Origin of the sequence: Methylobacterium sp. ME121 (assembly GCF_000974725.1) — a bacterium.
Lineage (GTDB): Bacteria > Pseudomonadota > Alphaproteobacteria > Rhizobiales > Beijerinckiaceae > Methylobacterium > Methylobacterium radiotolerans.
The window spans coordinates 245,239-261,529 of record NZ_BBUX01000001.1; the positions used below are offsets into that span (position 1 = coordinate 245,239).

Annotated in this window: 17 protein-coding genes; 2 read left to right on the top strand and 15 right to left on the bottom strand. The window is 68.6% G+C overall.

What is annotated here, in order from left to right:
* Positions 1–63 precede the first annotated feature (63 nt).
* The 14 genes from ME121_RS01120 to ME121_RS01180 form a co-directional block, all read right to left on the bottom strand.
* Positions 64–555 carry a DUF305 domain-containing protein gene (locus ME121_RS01120; RefSeq protein ID WP_059408071.1) on the bottom strand — a complete coding sequence of 164 codons (492 nt, stop codon included), beginning with the start codon at positions 553–555 and terminating at the stop codon, positions 64–66.
* Positions 556–611: 56 nt separating this feature from the next.
* Positions 612–944: a four-helix bundle copper-binding protein gene (locus tag ME121_RS01125; protein WP_059408073.1), complete on the bottom strand. Its 333-nt coding sequence runs from the start codon at positions 942–944 to the stop codon at positions 612–614.
* Positions 945–1,354: 410 nt separating this feature from the next.
* Positions 1,355–1,828, bottom strand: a complete 474-nt coding sequence (locus ME121_RS33070) for a hypothetical protein (RefSeq protein ID WP_491892815.1) — start codon at positions 1,826–1,828, stop codon at positions 1,355–1,357.
* Positions 1,829–1,919: 91 nt separating this feature from the next.
* Positions 1,920–2,132 carry a heavy-metal-associated domain-containing protein gene (locus tag ME121_RS01130; RefSeq protein ID WP_059408075.1) on the bottom strand — a complete coding sequence of 71 codons (213 nt, stop codon included), beginning with the start codon at positions 2,130–2,132 and terminating at the stop codon, positions 1,920–1,922.
* Positions 2,133–2,412: 280 nt separating this feature from the next.
* The gene (locus ME121_RS01135) at positions 2,413–4,128 is read right to left on the bottom strand and encodes a DUF2326 domain-containing protein (RefSeq protein ID WP_059408076.1); all 1,716 of its coding nucleotides are present in this window, start codon (positions 4,126–4,128) and stop codon (positions 2,413–2,415) included.
* Positions 4,118–4,360 carry a hypothetical protein gene (locus ME121_RS01140; protein ID WP_059408078.1) on the bottom strand — a complete coding sequence of 81 codons (243 nt, stop codon included), beginning with the start codon at positions 4,358–4,360 and terminating at the stop codon, positions 4,118–4,120. Before ME121_RS01140 ends, ME121_RS01135 begins: the two co-directional genes overlap by 11 nt.
* Positions 4,353–5,312: an SMEK domain-containing protein gene (locus ME121_RS01145; protein WP_059408080.1), complete on the bottom strand. Its 960-nt coding sequence runs from the start codon at positions 5,310–5,312 to the stop codon at positions 4,353–4,355. The genes ME121_RS01140 and ME121_RS01145 overlap by 8 nt, the downstream gene beginning before the upstream one ends.
* A 230-nt stretch (positions 5,313–5,542) precedes the next feature.
* On the bottom strand, positions 5,543–6,019 hold the full coding sequence (locus ME121_RS01150; protein ID WP_059408081.1) for a DUF411 domain-containing protein: 477 nt from the start codon (positions 6,017–6,019) through the stop codon (positions 5,543–5,545).
* A 20-nt stretch (positions 6,020–6,039) separates the two neighbouring features.
* A complete protein-coding gene (locus tag ME121_RS01155) occupies positions 6,040–9,201 on the bottom strand; it encodes an efflux RND transporter permease subunit (protein ID WP_059408083.1) in 3,162 nt (1,053 codons plus the stop codon).
* A complete protein-coding gene (locus ME121_RS01160; protein ID WP_059408084.1) occupies positions 9,198–10,721 on the bottom strand; it encodes an efflux RND transporter periplasmic adaptor subunit in 1,524 nt (507 codons plus the stop codon). The genes ME121_RS01155 and ME121_RS01160 overlap by 4 nt, the downstream gene beginning before the upstream one ends.
* Positions 10,718–11,122 carry a FixH family protein gene (locus tag ME121_RS01165; protein ID WP_059408086.1) on the bottom strand — a complete coding sequence of 135 codons (405 nt, stop codon included), beginning with the start codon at positions 11,120–11,122 and terminating at the stop codon, positions 10,718–10,720. Before ME121_RS01165 ends, ME121_RS01160 begins: the two co-directional genes overlap by 4 nt.
* A gap of 81 nt (positions 11,123–11,203) precedes the next feature.
* Positions 11,204–11,617 carry a hypothetical protein gene (locus ME121_RS01170; protein ID WP_059408088.1) on the bottom strand — a complete coding sequence of 138 codons (414 nt, stop codon included), beginning with the start codon at positions 11,615–11,617 and terminating at the stop codon, positions 11,204–11,206.
* 1,174 nt (positions 11,618–12,791) lie between these two features.
* Entirely contained in the window at positions 12,792–13,442 is a 651-nt protein-coding gene (locus ME121_RS01175; protein ID WP_059408089.1) for an NrsF family protein, read from the bottom strand.
* Entirely contained in the window at positions 13,439–13,993 is a 555-nt protein-coding gene (locus ME121_RS01180) for a sigma-70 family RNA polymerase sigma factor (RefSeq protein WP_059408284.1), read from the bottom strand. The genes ME121_RS01175 and ME121_RS01180 overlap by 4 nt, the downstream gene beginning before the upstream one ends.
* A 520-nt stretch (positions 13,994–14,513) precedes the next feature.
* On the opposite strand from ME121_RS01180, the gene ME121_RS01185 reads away from it, so the two are divergent.
* Complete coding sequence (locus tag ME121_RS01185; RefSeq protein WP_059408091.1) at positions 14,514–15,137, top strand: DUF2231 domain-containing protein; 624 nt, start codon at positions 14,514–14,516, stop codon at positions 15,135–15,137.
* Positions 15,138–15,369: 232 nt separating this feature from the next.
* Here ME121_RS01185 and ME121_RS33075 read toward each other — a convergent pair whose 3' ends face one another.
* Positions 15,370–15,621 carry a hypothetical protein gene (locus ME121_RS33075; RefSeq protein WP_408902546.1) on the bottom strand — a complete coding sequence of 84 codons (252 nt, stop codon included), beginning with the start codon at positions 15,619–15,621 and terminating at the stop codon, positions 15,370–15,372.
* Between the two features lie 357 nt (positions 15,622–15,978).
* On the opposite strand from ME121_RS33075, the gene ME121_RS01195 reads away from it, so the two are divergent.
* Positions 15,979–16,275, top strand: a complete 297-nt coding sequence (locus ME121_RS01195) for a hypothetical protein (protein WP_059408095.1) — start codon at positions 15,979–15,981, stop codon at positions 16,273–16,275.
* The last annotated feature ends 16 nt before the right edge of the window (positions 16,276–16,291 follow it).

The window sequence follows — 16,291 nt, forward strand, 5'->3', positions numbered from 1 at the left end:
CTCCTTCCGTATGGCCGAGGGCCTGGCCGCCGGACCGCGAACGGTCCGGCGGCGCGCGGCGCCTTACCGGTTGCCTTCCTTCTTCGCGTTCTTGTCGAGCCAGGCGACGAGCTCCTGGATGCTCTTCTCCTGCTCGCCGATGGTCTTCTCGGCGAGGCGCTTGCTCTCGGCGTTGTCGGCGCCCTTCAGCGCCGCTCGGGCCATGTCGATGGCGCCCTGGTGGTGGGGGATCATCGCGCAGACCCACGCGACGTCGGGATCGCCCGCCATCATCCCCTGCATCATCGGGCCGTTCATCGACATCATCGCCCGCTGCAGGCCCTTCTGGGTCTCGGTCATCTGACCGCCCATGCCCTGCATGGTCTGGGTCATGTGCGCCTGCATGTCCTTCGCCATCGCCTCCTTGCCCGCCGAGGCCGCCTTGCACGCTTCCGGCAGCCTCACGGCGGATTGCATCGAGCCGTGGTCGTGATCGTGGTCATGGTCGGCCGCGACGGCCGCTCCGGCGCCGGCGAACGCCATGGCCGCGGCAAGGACGAGGTTACGAAAGAGCATGGTTGCCTCCTCTCATCTGGTGGAAGCGGCAGCCGTCGCCGGCCGCCCCGATTGGCTCAGGCGGCCATCTTGCGGCAGCTCTCGGCGCATCGCCGGCACTGCTCGACGCAGTCCTGCATGTCGCCGACCTGCTCGCAGCTCCTGGCGCAGGCCTCGCACACCTCGGCGCAGGCGCGGCAGGTATGCTTGTGCTCGGGGGTGCCGATCAGCATCAAGTGAGCCGAGGTCCGGCACGTCTCCGCACAGGCTAACATCAGCCGGAAATGCGCCGGCTCAACGTGCTTGCCGCCGGCCGGAAGGCAGTGGTTCGAGGCCATGCCGATGCAGGTCTGATAGCAGCGCAGACACTCATCGATGCAGGACTGCATCTCGTTCGACATCGTATGCATTTTTAATCTCCATCAAGGCGGTTTATACTGTTCGGTAAACTGAGCTTTACGCTAAGAAGCGATTTTATTGCTCAGCACAGCGCAGTCATAAAGATAGTGAACTGACATCTTGTTCAACGCGAGAGACGAAAATCTTTCGCGGTGACGTTCACGTTTGGAACGACGGTCCCGCGGCCATCGTGGACCGGTCCCGGCGCGGGGACCGCCCGACCACGAACGACCCGATGGGATGCCGCCCTTCCGACCTCGCGGTTCGGCGCGTCCCGCGGGGCGACCCGAAGCGACGCCGCCGCTCTTGAGGCGGCGATTGGACAGATCGACGGGGGGGGCGGTCTCGACGGCGAGGAAACGGGCGCAGGCCGTGGCCGCGGGCGCACCTCAGGCGTTGCGCGCCTCAGGCGCGCATCACCTCACGCGACGGTTCGTGGCGGCTTGCGAAGCGCCTCGGGGCCTGCGCCCTCGTGCCCCGCGACGTCGTCCGGGACCATCACGACGGCCTTGAAGAGGGGGGCCGACAAGGATGTCGGGGCGGCGGGAATACCGAGGGTGCCACAAACGGCCGTCCCGCAGCGGCAGCGCTTGCAGGCGCCGGGGCAGCAACCCTCGTCGGCATCGGCGGCTTTGAGCGAGGCCGTCGCCCGAACCGGCAGCGTCCCGAGACGTGGCGCACCGCGAAGCCTTCCCGTGAGCCCTGGGACGTGCAGCGAGGTTGCCAGCGCTGGCCCAGCAAGCGGTGCCTTCGCATCGACCATTGCCGCCGCGCGCCGATTGTGACCGCAGTGGACATGGCCATCGTGGGCCTCGACGGCGTACGGCGCGACGTAGGCGATGATCGCGAGGATCATCGCCGCTATCGAGCGCACCACATGCCGCTTGAAAGCCATCCCGGCCGCTAACCCCGATCTCGAATGCCGCGACGAAGTCTCACTTGGGACGAGAATGCCTGCATCCGCATTTGGTTGCCGGCGCGTCCCATCACGCGGTCGCGCGTACCTGCTCGGCCGGGTAGCCGGCGGCGGCGACGGCCCGTGCGATGCGGTCTGCCGGCCCGACGGCGCCGGACACGGTCACGAGCTTGGCCCCGAGGTCCACCGCGACCTGGGCGTCCGGCTCGATGTCGATGATGGCCCGGGTCACGGACTTGACGCAACCTCCGCAGCCCATCTTGTCGACCTTGAAACGATGCATGACGCTCTCCCTATGACGCGTCACCTTCAGATGGGGCTTCCCATGGTGGGAAGGTCAAGGGTCGGGGAGCGCTGCGCATCGGGCTGGAGCGCGTTCGCCGCAGGCGGCATGGCCGTCGTGACGCTGAAGCCGGTCGATCCTCGACATCATCGACCGGTGCGGCGACGCTTGGCGTGGTGCCATCGCTCGACCCTGAAGCATCATGTCCATCGGCCTGCGCGCGTGCGCTTGGACCCTTGGTCGACGGGCATCGCGGTGAGCCGGGACCTGGCCCGAGCGATCACTCCCGGCCAACCTCTTGGTAGTGCGCCTTGAGAAAGCGATTGCTTTTGGTGAAAGATGCCACGACGCTCTGCTCAAGCTCGTAATACCATATCTCCTCCCGTGCATGCTCGATGCGGTCGACATTGAGCGTCAGGATGTACTGCTGGTTCTCGTCGAGTCGTGCCCGAGTGAGGATGAACTCCAAGCTCTTTCGCAGGGTGTCGTCGTCGACGTCGAAGATATTATCGTGAACCAGCAACCCGGGGTGGCGGGATTTCGTGTACTCGTTGAGCAGCAGCGCGATGTCGTAGATGAAGACCTTTTCCCTCTCCACGCTATGACTGCCGTCATCGTCGATCCGCAGGACGATATCGACGACGTGCTTCCTGGGGGTGGTTCGCACCTCGAAGGAAGCCTTGCGGTTGCCCTGGATGAACTGATGAATGGCAAGGATCGTCCGCTCGAAGGACCGCAGCCGGTCCCCGGCGGCAGAGATGCTGGCCTGCAATGCCAGCCTTTCGGCCTCGATCTCGGACTTCTTGGTCTGACGTTCGATTAGCAGTTGGTCGTAACGGCTGAAGAAGCCCTTGAGCTGTCCAAGTTCATCGCTCTTTGCCTGGAAGGAGGCATAGGTCTGGCGTAGGTTGCGCAGCTGCCCTTTCTGGTCGAGAACCGCCACCAGCTTTGCATACCGCCTATCGAGTTCGGCGAGCTGCTTGTTGAGGTTCCGGATCTCGACGTCCACCACCCTCGACTTCTCGTCCAGCAGGTGGCGCTGGAACTGCTCGATCTTGGACTTGAAAGTAATCACCTCCGCGAGTTCGCGGACGATGCTGGTTCCCAGGCCGGCACGAAGCTGGTCGTAGAAGTCGCGGATCTCGCCGCTGTCTATGCCGGGCTCCAGGGCAATCGGCGCCAGATTCGCAGCGCGCTGGACCAGCACGTCCTTGCTGCGGCGCAGGTCCGACATCCGGTCTTCGATATCGAGGATCTCGCCCTTCACGATGTCGTAGGCCGGGGCGTTCTCCAGGGCATCGATGCCTTGCCGGATCGTCTCGACCTCCTCGTCGAGGGCGTTGAGGTCGGACCGGGCGTCATCCAGATCCTTCTGGCGGACGAGCCTGACGCTGTCCTTGATGCGAGCCTCCTCAATGGCGATGGCGTCGAGTTCCTTCTGTATGCCCTTGATGGCACGGTAGATGCCGAGGTCGATGCCGAGGAGCATGAGGTGCGGCGCGTAGTTGTCCGGTATCCGGGCCTTGGTGTCGAAGCAGCCCACAATCGACTTGAACTCGGATCGCTCGTCCCGGATCAGCGGCCCCAGGATCTCCCGGAACCCGACCTGCTCATCCTGGTCGGGGAACAGCCTTCCCGTCAGGAAATCGGTCGCATCCTTGAGCTTGGCGTAGACCGTCTCGCGCCCGTCGACGATGATCCGCGGGTGCTCCGCCTCTTCGAGCGATCTCTTGATGGTGTAGCCGATCCCGTGCAGCCGGAAGTCGACGCAGATGAGGGTGCGCGGATCGAAGCTCTCCTTCGGGATCCTCGCCACGCGACTTTCCGTTTTGCGTTTGAGCAAGGCGAAGTTCAAGAATTCGATGGAGAGCGACTTGCCGACGCCGTTGTTCTTGGAGCTGGTCACGTCGCTCTCACCCAGGATCACATTGACCCCTGCCGTGAAGACGATGGGATCGATGGTCGCGGGCTCGGTGTAGAGACGCTCAATCAACATCACGGACGATCAGGTATGGTTCTTCGAAATCGATCAGGCCAACGGCGTATAGGAAGGTGATGCCATAAAAGAACGAGTTCCACGCGAACCAACTCTCGCGTTTGAAGCGCTCCACCACGTCGAAGATACTGACGCGACCCTTGCCCGACTGCCTGATGTACCGCGCGATCTCGAAGCCGACGATGGCCGGAGACTTGTCGAGTGCCTCGTCCTTGAGGAAGATGCTAGGCATCGAGCGCGCGCTTGTTCGGGAACACGTTGCAGGCAATCAGCTGATCGACAAGGTAATATCGAATGGCGCAATCGTCGAACGCGACGGCGCTGGTGCCCATCATCCGAAGGACCTTTTCGGTCAGCGCATCGAGGGCGGCTTTGGGATCGCCTCCATTTTCCGTCAGGACGCGGTCGCTCCAATTCATGAGGTAGACCTGGAGCTTGCGCACACGCACGTGCCCGAGGTCGGTATGCCTGTTCACTTCCGCGAGCGCCCGTCCATATATCTCGTGCAAGTCGACGTACTGCTGTTCGAGGAAGGCGGCGTGATCCGCGAATCGGTCGCGGATCTTCCTGTCGGGATCGGGGTCCTCCCGGTTGTCGCCGACCGAGATCCCTTCCTCGGCGGCGCTGAGAACCTCGATCAGGCGGATCAGGGTACCAACCTCGTTGGACTGCCGGGGCTCGGGGATCTTCAACTCGTCGCGCAGGAACTCGCAGCAGCGCTCAAGCCTGTCCAAGCGAAGGTCGCCGACCTTCCTCAGGAGCTCGGGAATGTCCCAGACGTCCTCCGCCAGGGACATGCTGAACACGCCGTCGCCGCCTAGGGACGGCTCCCGGTACCTGCGCTTCTCTCCGATGATGAGAACGACCAGGCGGTCGTATTTGCCGTCGAGGCCGCTCGCCACGAAGCCCTTATGGGTGTGCTTGATCTTGTCCAACTCCGACGTCGACGTCACCTGGATGGCGATCCGTTCGTCCTCGTCGCCCAAATCGATAGCTCGCGCGTTCCTTTCTACTATGTTTATGTTCTTCAGCTTATATTCAAACACCAAGTTCAGAAAATCTCGAAAGAACGCTTCCGCATGGACGTTGACGTCTTGTAGGTTGAGACTATTGCGGTGCCCGACCGACATCCTCAGTTGCGTCAAATAGTGCAAAGCGACCCCGATGAGGCTTGCGCGATTCATGGTTGTGACGAAACTCTCTCGGATCCCCTGAGTCCTAGCGTTGCGGCGCCCCCTTCGCCACTCCGATCTTCATGCCGTCGGGACGAGGCTGTGAACCGGGTTCCCGCCCACGCCAGGCCCGCCTTCGGGGGATGTCCGGGCACGAGGCGGGGCGTCGGCTCTTGCGCGGCGGCGCGACAACCGTTCACAAACGTGGACGGCGACGGCGACCGCCCGCACGTCGGCCGCGCTCAGGCCGGTTCGCCGCCACGATAACGGGCGAAGGTGTCTCGCCCCTCGGGTCCGAACAGGATCACCGCGTAGGTGCCGGGATCCCTGCCCTCGACCTCCATGCCGGGCGAGCCGGCCGGCATGCCCGGAACGGCCAGGCCGGTTCCGTTCGGGCGCTCGGCCAACAATCGCTTGATGGCGTCGGCCGGGACGTGTCCCTCGACCACGTAGCCATCGACGAGGGCGGTGTGGCAGGAGGCGAGGTCCCGCGGCACGCCGAGACGCGCCTTGACCGCGGTCACGGGCCCCTCGGTCACCGTCACCATGAAGCCGGCCTGGCGCAGGTGGTCCACCCACTTCGCGCAGCACCCGCAACTCGGGTCCTTCGTCACGGCGACGGTCGGCAGGCCCTGTGCCGTTCCGGATCGACCGACGGTCAGGCCCGCCGCCAGGCCCACGAGCACGGCTCGCCGGGATGGCATCGTGTCAGACTTCATCATCCGCTCCCGTTGTTCGCTCATTCGGCCGCCAGGGGCATCCGGGCACCTTCTCCGGCCGCCTCGACGGCCTGCGGCAACCCGCGCCCTTTCACCCATGCATAGACGGCCGGGATCACGACGAGGGTCAGCACGGTCGAGGAGACCATGCCGCCGATCATCGGCACGGCGATGCGCTGCATGACCTCGGAGCCCGAGCCGGTGCTCCAGAGGATGGGCAGGAGCCCCGCCATGATGGCGACCACCGTCATCATCTTCGGCCGCACCCGCTCGACCGCGCCGATCATGATGGCCCGCCTCAGATCCTCGCCCGTGAGCGGGCGTCCCTCGCGGGCGCGCCCGGCCCGGACCTCGTCCCAGGCATGGTCGAGGTAGACCAGCATGATCACGCCGGTCTCCGCCGCGACCCCTGCCAGGGCGATGAAGCCGACCGCCACGGCCACCGACATGTTGAAGCCCATCCACCACATCAGCCAGACGCCACCGACGAGCGCGAACGGCAGCGACAGCATGACGATCAGCGTCTCGGTCAGGCGCCGGAAGTTGAGGTAGAGCAGAAGGAACACGACCAGCAGCGTCAGCGGCACGACGATCCTGAGACGCGCCGCGGCGCGCTCCAAATACTCGTACTGCCCGCTCCACTGCAGCGTCGTGCCCGGAGGCAGCGTGACCTCGCCGTCGACCGCGGCCCGCGCGTCGGCCACGTAGCCGCCGAGGTCGCGCCCCGTGAGGTCGACGAAGATGTAGACCGCGAGCTGCCCGTTCTCGGTGCGGATCGAGGTCGGCCCCCGGGTGAGCTCGACCTTCGCCACCTCGCGCAGGGGGACCGTCCCCCCCGCCGGAAGGGGCACCTGCACCTCGTCGGCGATGGCCCTCGGGTCCGAGCGGAAGGCGCGCGGGTAGCGCACGTTGACGGTGTAGCGCTCGCGCCCCTCGACCGTGGTCGTCACGGCCTGGCCGCCGAGCGCGGTCGCGACGACGTCCTGCACGTCCCCGACCGTCAGTCCGTAGCGCCCGAGCGCCTCGCGGTCCGGCGCGATGTCGAGGAAGTAGCCGCCGACGACCCGCTCGGCGTAGGCGCTCGACGTGCCCGGCACGTCGCGCACCACCGCCTCGACCTGGCGGGCGACCTTCTCCATGGTGCCGAAATCGGTCCCGAGCACCTTGATGCCGACCGGCGTCCGGATGCCGGTCGAGAGCATGTCGATCCGGGCGCGGATCGGCTGCGTCCAGGCGTTTGACACGCCCGGGAACTGCAGCGCCCGGTCCATCTCGGCCTTGAGGCTGGCCAAGGTCACGCCCGGGCGCCACTCCGCCTTCGGCTTGAGGCTGATGATGGTCTCGGCCATCTCCATCGGCGCCGGGTCGGTCGCCGTGTTGGCGCGGCCCGCCTTGCCGTAGACCGAGGCGACCTCCGGGAAGGACTTGATGATCCGGTCCTGGGTCGCCAGCAGCTCTGCGGCCTTGGTCACCGAGATGCCCGGCAACGTCGTCGGCATGTACATCAGCGTGCCCTCGTCGAGTTCCGGCATGAACTCCGATCCGAGCTGGCGCGCCGGCCAGACCGTCGCCGCCAGGACACCCAGGGCGAGCAGGATCGTGAGGATGCGCGCCCGCAGCACGCCGGCGATGAGCGGCCGGTACAGCCAGATCAGGAGCCGGTTCACGGGGTTGCGATGCTCCGGCACGATGCGCCCGCGCACGAACAGCACCATGAGCGCCGGCACCAGGGTCACCGACAGGATCGCGGCCGCCGCCATGGCGAAGGTCTTGGTGACGGCGAGCGGCCCGAACAGGCGCCCCTCCTCGCCCTCCAGGGTGAAGATCGGCAGGAAGCTCACGGTGACGATGAGGAGCGAGAAGAACAGCGACGGCCCGACCTCGGCGGCGGCCTCGACCAGGATCTCGACCCGGGGCCTGTCCGGCGGCGCCCGCTCCAGGTGCTTGTGGGCGTTCTCGATCATGACGATGGCGGCGTCGATCATGGCGCCGACCGCGATGGCGATGCCGCCCAGCGACATGATGTTGGCGCCGATCCCGAGCGCCTTCATCCCCGCGAAGGCCATCAGGATGCCGACCGGCAGCATCAGGATGGCCACCAGCGCGCTCCGCACGTGGAGCAGGAACACGACGCACACGAGGGAGACGACGACGCTCTCCTCGACCAGCGTGCCCCGCAGCGTCTCGATGGCCGCCTCGATGAGCCGCGAGCGGTCGTAGACCGGCAGGATCTCCGTGCCGGCCGGCAGGCTCTTGACGACCTCCGCGAGCTTCGCCTTCGCGTTCTCGATGACGGTCAGGGCGTTCGCGCCGAAGCGTTGGAGGACGATGCCGCCGGCGACCTCGCCCTCGCCGTTCAGCTCGGCGAGACCGCGGCGCTCGTCGGGGCCGAGTTCGACCCGGGCGACGTCCCGGACCCGCAGCGGCGTGCCGCCGGAGGTCTTCAGCACGACGTCCTCGATGTCGGCGACGCCCCTGAGGTAGCCGCGGCCGCGCACCATGAACTCGAATTCGGAGAGCTCGACCGTGCGGCCCCCGACGTCGGCGTTGCTCGCCCGGATGGCGTCCCGGAGCTTGTTCAGGCTGATGCCCTGCGCGCGCAGGCGGTTCGGGTCGGCCACGACGTTGTACTGCTTCACGAAGCCGCCGACGCCCGCGACCTCGGCCACGCCCTCGGCGCGCGAGGCGCCGAAGCGGACGACCCAGTCCTGCAGCGAGCGGAGCTCGGCGAGCGTGCGCTCACGCGCCACCACCACGTACTGGTAGACCCAGCCCACGCCGGTCGCGTCGGGGCCCAGCGTCGGCGTCACCCCCGCGGGAAGCCGGTTCGCCGCCCCGTTGAGGTATTCCAGCACCCGGGAGCGGCCCCAGTACGGGTCGGTGCCGTCCTCGAAGATGACGTAGACGAAGCTGACCCCGAAGAACGAGAAGCCGCGCACCACCTTCGCCTTCGGCACCGTCAGCATGGCGGTGGTCAGCGGGTAGGTGACCTGGTCCTCCACCACCTGCGGCGCCTGCCCCGGATACTCGGTGTAGACGATGGCCTGCACGTCCGAGAGGTCGGGGATGGCGTCGAGCGGCAGCGTCCTGAGCGCCATGACGCCGGTCGCGACCGCGAACACGGTCCCGACCAACACCAGCACGAGGTTGCGGGCCGACCAGCCGATCAGGCGCGCGATCATGGCTTGCCCTCCACATTCGCCGCCTGCCGGTCATCCGCCTTCGGGGACGCCATGGACTTCAGCGCCGCCTTCAGGTTGCTCTCGGCGTCGATCAGGAAGTTCGCCGCCGTGACCACCCGGTCGCCGGCGGCGACGCCGTCGCGGATCTCGACGAAGCCGGTGCCGCGAACCCCGACCTTGACCTCGCGCGGCTCGAAGCGGCCTGCGCCCCTGTCGAGTAGCACCACTTGCCATGCGCCGGTGTCGATGACCGCGTCGTCGGGCACCGCCACGACGGGCTTGCCCGTTCCCGAGGCGATCTCGACGTCGGCGTACATGTCCGGCAGCAGCGCGCCGTCCGGGTTCGGCAGCTCGATGCGGACCCGCGTGGTGCGGGTGTCCGGGTTCACCTGCGGGTAGATGACGCCGACCTTGCCCGAGAAGGTCCGTCCCGGCGCCGAGCGGAGGCGCACGGTCACGGCCTGCCCCACGCGCACCCCGGCGAGGTCGCGCTCGGGCACGTCGGCCAGCACCCATACGGCCGAGATGTCGCCGATCCGGAACAGGGTGTCGCCGGCCGCGGCCTTCATGCCCTCGACGGCCGAGCGCTGCAGCACCACGCCGTCCCTGGCGGACGACCAGGTGATGGCCATCGGCACCTTCCGGGTGCGCTCCATCTCGTCGATGACCGCCTCGGAGACGTTGAGGTTCTGCAGGCGTCGCCGGGCTCCGTCGAAGCCGGGATTGGCGATGAGCTGCGCGGCCGCCGCGTTGATCTCGGGCGAGTAGACGTGGACCAGCGGCTGGCCCTTGCGGACGCGGTCGCCGGTGGTGACGTCCTCGACATGGTCGACGTACGCGTCCGACCGGGTCGCGATGACCGTGACGCGGCGCTCGTCGAGGGCGACGGTGCCCGGCACCCGCACGGGTTCGGCGACGACCCGCCGCTCCGCGGTCTCGGTCCGGACGCCGGTCCGCTGGACCTTGCCGGGGGAGACGGTCACGACGTCGCCGCCCTCGTCCTCGCCCGCGTAGACGGGGATGTAGTCCATCCCCATCGAATCCTTCTTCGGGGTCGTCGAGGTGTCCGGCAGGCCCATCGGGTTGCGGTAGTAGAGCACCTTGCGCGTGCCCCCGTCGGGCTTCCCGGCCGCCGCCGTCCCATGCGCCGCCATGCCGTGCCCGGTCACGTCGTGGCCGGCCATGTCGGGGGATGTCGTCTCGCTCTCTCGTGCCTGGTCGAAGCGCACGTCCTCGCTGGCCCGAACCGCCCGGAAGTCGTGCCCCGCCGCAGTCGTTCTCGGCGACGCGGAGTAGACCGGCTTCCCATCCGGATCCTGGTAGTAGACCACCGGACCCGTGACCTTCGCCGGCGCCGGTGCCCGCGGACCCGGCATGCCGGTCGGAAGCCAATGGGCGAATTCGGTCCGTGCGCGCTCGACGAGGACCGGAACGGGGCTGCCATCACGCCCCGCCCAGAACCCGGTGCCCCCCGCCGCCGACGCGGCGAGGATCCCGGCGAGCCATGCCGAGCGGCTCACTTGACCGCCCGGAAGACGAGCCTGTCCTCGACGGTGCCGGTTTCGCCCTGGACCTTCGCCCCCAGCGAGAGCCGCCAGCCCCCGGCCATCGTGAGCTTCGCCTTGAAGCGGTAGAGGCCAGGCTCCGTCGATGGGACCTGCTCGATCGTCGAGGTCATCTCGTCCATGCTGTCGGGCGCCATGTCGATGCGCTTGGCGAAGATCACCGCGTCCGGAACGGGCTTGCCGGTGCGCTTGTCCATGAGGTGAACCGAGAGGACGGTCTCGCCGACCTTCGCCTCCGTCCGGGTCAGCTCGAAGGCGTAGTCCTCGATGCCGGCGAGCGCCGGCCGGGCCGGGACCGACAGGGCGGCACCGAGCAGCGCGGCACCAAGAGCGCGCGCGAAGGGGTACTTGGTCACGGGTTTCGTCTCCTGAACGCGATGGATGGCCACGCGCGGACGCGCGGCGTCGTGCCGGCGCTCACGCCGGCGGCATCGGGCTCAGGCTCGGGGGGGCTCGGGTAACGGGCGGCCGGATACGCTGGCGAAGGACGCCGCATCAGGCCACACCCGGCTCGTTCGCGTCGCCACCGGGGCCGGGACGGACGCCGCGCTCGGCGGGAGGGAGACGACGCTGGCGAGGCAGAGCGCCAGCAGCGGACAACCGGCCTTGGCGCAGTCGGGTTGCGCCGTCTTTCCGGGCGGGCAGCACGGCATGTCGGCCATGTCCGCGTCGCCCGCGTCCATACCCTCCGTCCCGGCATGGGCGATGGCCGCGGTCGTCCCAGGCGCGGCTTGCGCCATCGTGAACGCACGCATCCCTGCGGCGGCCGCGGGAGCGGCCACCGGCGTCAGGGCGAGACTGAGCACCGCCAGGAGCGGCAACAGTCGCCGAAGGGCGATCAAGAACGTCACTCCGGAACGATGCCAGCTTTTCGATCCGGGCGGAAGGCCAGTGTGAAGGGAGACGGCGCGTCCCACGTCTGGAAGGTCAAGGTTCCGTTTGGTCGGGCGGCCGATCCGCCGACCGACCTCGCCGGGTGGGCGTCTCGGGGACCCGTTCCCCGTCGGGCCCGCCGGACCGTGCGATGGCGCGGTCCGCCTCGCGTGCCATGGCGTCGCCGACCGGCGGCGAGAGGCCGGATCGAGGCCGCCATGGAAGCCGCGTCGACGCCTTCGGTCCCCTGGTACCCTCTCGGGACGGTGGAGCGGCCCTCTTCCGAGCGCGCCATGTGGAAGGCGGCCGATGGAGGGAGCGGTCGCGTGCGTCGCCGGCGTGAGCCGGTCGTCATCCTCGGGCTGTCGCGCTGGCCGCCCATCGCCAGGGCGCAGGGTCCCGCCCCCCGGCCTCCGCGCGCGCGCTGTCCGGGCATCTGGGAAACCCACCGCATTCTTGGCCCTGTGCGCGGTGGGCGGAGTTGGGCGGTGCGCCAAACCCCACCCCGCACGACCCCGATCGGCCGGTCCGGCGGTTCGGACCGCGCGGGAGGTTCAGAAGTGTCGGGCGGGGGACGCCGACCGACCGGCGGCAGGGCGGCGGGGCACCGCGATGATCGATCCGGTCGTCAGGCCGAAGTCCGGAGCTTCGACCTGAGGCGGTGCGGTCCGTTGCGATCGATGCGTCTGGGGCAAAAAACGGGGTGGGACGTTGTCCATCCACCCCGCGAGGGCGTGACCCGGCAGTCCGGCGAGCATGGCGATTCCTGCGAAGGCGGGCATGATCTTGCTTTTCACGGCGGAACCCTTTGACCTGATGAGAAGCTTGCCGCTCCTTGTCTTCAAGTCCGGATGTCTTGGACGTACCGTTACAGCGCGCTGCGAACCTTCGTAGGGTTAGGTCGGGGTCGCCCGGCGTGGCGCCTCGCTCACCCGGAGGGACGATCCTGCAAGCCATTGCGGGATGCGCGGCGCCCGGTTTGCCTCGCGCGGCCGGGCGGGGGGTCATGCCCGTCGTCTTTCCGGATCCCATCCACGGCGATACCGCGGCGGGGCCCGCGTCATGAAGCGTCGGCCGGCGACAGGCGCCGAAACAGTCGCGTCGCCCCTCGAACCCCGCGAGGCGATCCGGAGGTTGTTCCGAACCGGCTCGCTACCAGCGAAGGAGGCGTGGCCCCAGGAGCGCTCCGACGAGCGTGCACATCGCGATCGTCCCCCCGTACCAGACGGCGACGAACGGTACGGTGTCGTCCATGCAGTGCAGCGAATAGCCGAGCGCGCTCACGGCTCCCGCGGAGAGGCCGACCAGGGCACCCGCCCGCACGAGATCCGTCGGCGCGCCGAACCGTCGAACCGCCCACGTGACGACGGCGAACGGCACGACGGCGATCACGGGAATCGAGATGAGGCATTCGAGCCAGGTGTGACCGGATACCACGCCGTGCCAATGTTCGGTCGGCGTCATCAAGAGGCTCACGCACGCCAGCGCCGCGACCACGAGGAACGGCAAGGCGGCGACCCCGAGATGGACGCGGCTCTCACCGCCGGGCCTGGCCGCCCTGAGGAGATACCGGAGCGCGAGACCCCCGACCGCGGCCGCGAACGAGAACTTGAAGGCGAGGAACAGGAGCGGCCGGACCTCGGTCAGGCCGGGACGCAGGCCCAGAAACGCCAGCGCCAGGCACAGCGCGGCCGTCGCGCCGACCGCGACCGCCAGCGCGAGCCGGCGGGTCATCCAGGGGGCGCCGACCGGTTCGCGCTCTAAGCTGGCGCCCAGCAGGCCGATCAGCTCGTCGGTCTTCATCTGGCCTTGCCTCCCACGAGATTGGCCAGGGTCTTCAGGCCGCGGTGGACGCTCACCTTGATCGCGGTCTCGGACATCCCGGCGCGTTCGGCCGCCTCGGCGGCGCTCAGGCCCTCGACCTTCGTCGACAGGATCGCGTTCCTCATCTTGGGCGGCAGGTGCGCCAGGAGGCGCTCGACGTCGAGCGAACTCTCCGCCGCGACATGATCGTCGCGAGCCACCAGCACGCCGGCATCCTCGACCGGGACGTCGGCCGCGGCCGCACGCGTACGCCGAAGATGGTCGATGAGCTTGTAGCGGGCGATGGCGTGGATCCACGGCGTCACCGGCTGCGTGACGTCATAGGTGTGCCGCCGGACGTGGATCACCATCAGCGTCTCCTGGACGAGATCCTCCGCCTCGGTGTCGGGACGGCCGGAGCGGGTTAGCTTGCCCTTGTAATACGCGCGCAGGTGCGACCCGAGCCGCCCCAGGAAGCGTCGGTAGTCGGCCGCGCTGCCCGCAAGGCTGGCGATGAGCAGCCCGCGCAGTTCCTCCTCCGCCTGCAGCACCGGGACTAGGCGGGCCGGTTCGTAGCCGCTGAGCGGATGCCGGTGATACGTCGCATGGTCCGCCACCCCGCCGTGTCCCCAAGACCGCAGCACCATCCTGCAGGAGCGTGTCCTACGGCGATCCGAGCCCTGCGGCTCGTCGGCCGAAGGTGACGCATGATCGGCCGCGCCGCTCGGAGAACAATCCGCAGACGGCCGCCGAAAGGTTACAGCGCTCGCGGCATGCCCGGGAGCGCAGGCATGTGCCGGGCATAATTGCCAAGCCTATGCCCCGATCTTAGACCTCGCCGGGCCCTACGCCACGGGCCGGGCGGGACGCCTCCGGAGCCTCGCCGCCCGCGCTGTCCCTTCGCATGGACAGGTCTGCCAAGAGCGCCGCCGAGATGGCGGTCTCCGAACCTGGGACGACGGCGAGCTCGTCCCGGTGCGGCGTTCGGCGCCATCGCTTTTCCCCCACCGGGGGCGGTCCGGGCCAGAAGCCGGCCCGGACCGCCTTCGACGTCTTCCCAGGAGTACGATCATGATCGAGGTGATCCCGAACTGGCATCCGGTCGCGGTCCATTTCACGGTCGCCCTACTCATCACGGCCAGCGTCCTCTTTGCCGCGGCGACCCTGTTCAGGACAGCGGCATCGGGGGGCGCGCTCACGGCCGCCGCCCGATGGAACCTCGCGATCGGCGCGGCCGTCACGGTCGCGACCCTCGCCACGGGTTGGTCGGCGTACAACACGGTCGCCCACGACGCGGCCTCGCACGCGAACATGACCGTCCACCTTCGCTGGGCCATCGCCACCGCGCTCGTGTTCCTCGCCGCCGCCGGCGTCGCCTGGCTGGAGCGCCGGAAGGTCGCCGGCGCGGGCGTCGTGCTGCTGGCGCTCCTCGCCGGAGGTTCCGGGGCCCTCGCGGTCACGGGCTGGCTCGGCGGCGAGAACGTCTACCGCTACGGCCTGGGCGTCATGGCGCTCCCGAGATCGGGCGACCACGTCCACCCCGCAAGCGGCGGCCATCCCCACGACCATGGCCACGACCATGGCGACGACCACGAGACCGCGGACGCCCCGACCACGCCCGATGCCGCCGCGGGCAAGGTAGAGACGCGCCCGGCGCCGGACGCTCCCTCCGCACCGCACGAACACGCTCATTGACGGACGTGCCGCGGCGATACCCGGCCCGGGTAGCGCCAACGCCCCTCGCATGAACGCCACGGAGCTTCCGGAACCGGCGTTGCGGTCAATCCCCGGCGTGCGACTTCGCCGTCGACACCGGCATGTGGCGAACTTCCAACACGCTGAGTTTGTGGGACATCGGTTCAGCGCCACGGATTGCAGCTTCCACCCAGGCGTGAGAATGTCCGCGAAGATTAGGCAGGGGCCCTGATCAGTGAATGTCGTGCGCGCATTGCTGCTTGCCGTACTCGCGTTGGCCTTGGCCATCGCGCCGGCGGCGCCGTGCACGATGGGCCGGCAGTCGATGGCTCACCGCCACATGGCCGCCGCCGCGGCGACGCCCCTCGCGCACGTCGCCGGTGCCTTGGGAAGCCGGAACGAGCCGGACGAGGCTGGGATACGCGGGATTTCCCTCGCCGTGCCGGCGGCGGCCGCCGACGAAGGGTGCCCCGGCCATCGGCATCGCCCCGAGCATCCTCCCTGCCCGGCGACATGCTGCCCGCTCGCGTGCCAAGCCGCGCTTCCCACCCTGCCATGGGCAAGCATCGCCCTGGAATCTCATGCGTCGGAGCGGGTCCTGATCGTCCAGGTGGACGGAGCCGTCGACGCGCATCCGCTACGGATCGAGCGGCCGCCGAGGCGCCAAGCGTGACGCGCGGGCGGATCTAGCGCCCGCCCTTGGCCGCTCAGACGGGACGGCCTCGCACACCTCCAACGAGCCGACGCCTTCGCCGGGCGCGACGCCGTCGCCGCCGGACCCGCGGCCCGTGCCGCGCCTGGGCTTGCCTTCGGCCGTCCGCCTCAATTCGGGAATTCCAAGATGTTCAAGTTGCCGAGACCGGTCGCGCTCGCGGCGGTCCTGCCGCTCGCCGGCTGCTTGCCCGCCGCCGTTCCCGCCGGGCTGGTCCTACCCTCGGAGCCGGACATCCCGGTGCGGCCGTCCCGCTACGCCAAGGTCACGCAGGGCGTGAAGGACTTCGGCGTCGTCGACCCGAAGGATTGGCGCGAGCTCAATCGTCAGGTCGCGCCGAGGGCCGGGTCCGGCGGGATGGGGGGCATGCCGGGCATGGACGGGATGCCCGGCATGGGCGGCAAGCGCGATTCGGGGGGGCGGTGATGGCCCGTCGCTGTAA

Excerpts from the sequence above, each read along its gene's own strand:
- ME121_RS01120 (WP_059408071.1), bottom strand. The coding sequence starts at position 555 with ATGCTCTTTCGTAACCTCGTCCTTGCCGCGGCCATGGCGTTCGCCGGC.
- ME121_RS01125 (WP_059408073.1), bottom strand. The coding sequence starts at position 944 with ATGCATACGATGTCGAACGAGATGCAGTCCTGCATCGATGAGTGTCTG.
- ME121_RS33070 (WP_491892815.1), bottom strand. The coding sequence starts at position 1,828 with ATGGCTTTCAAGCGGCATGTGGTGCGCTCGATAGCGGCGATGATCCTC.
- ME121_RS01130 (WP_059408075.1), bottom strand. The coding sequence starts at position 2,132 with ATGCATCGTTTCAAGGTCGACAAGATGGGCTGCGGAGGTTGCGTCAAG.
- ME121_RS01135 (WP_059408076.1), bottom strand. The coding sequence starts at position 4,128 with ATGTTGATTGAGCGTCTCTACACCGAGCCCGCGACCATCGATCCCATC.
- ME121_RS01140 (WP_059408078.1), bottom strand. The coding sequence starts at position 4,360 with ATGCCTAGCATCTTCCTCAAGGACGAGGCACTCGACAAGTCTCCGGCC.
- ME121_RS01145 (WP_059408080.1), bottom strand. The coding sequence starts at position 5,312 with ATGAATCGCGCAAGCCTCATCGGGGTCGCTTTGCACTATTTGACGCAA.
- ME121_RS01150 (WP_059408081.1), bottom strand. The coding sequence starts at position 6,019 with ATGAAGTCTGACACGATGCCATCCCGGCGAGCCGTGCTCGTGGGCCTG.
- ME121_RS01155 (WP_059408083.1), bottom strand. The coding sequence starts at position 9,201 with ATGATCGCGCGCCTGATCGGCTGGTCGGCCCGCAACCTCGTGCTGGTG.
- ME121_RS01175 (WP_059408089.1), bottom strand. The coding sequence starts at position 13,442 with ATGAAGACCGACGAGCTGATCGGCCTGCTGGGCGCCAGCTTAGAGCGC.
- ME121_RS01185 (WP_059408091.1), top strand. The coding sequence starts at position 14,514 with ATGATCGAGGTGATCCCGAACTGGCATCCGGTCGCGGTCCATTTCACG.
- ME121_RS33075 (WP_408902546.1), bottom strand. The coding sequence starts at position 15,621 with ATGCCGATGGCCGGGGCACCCTTCGTCGGCGGCCGCCGCCGGCACGGC.
- ME121_RS01195 (WP_059408095.1), top strand. The coding sequence starts at position 15,979 with ATGTTCAAGTTGCCGAGACCGGTCGCGCTCGCGGCGGTCCTGCCGCTC.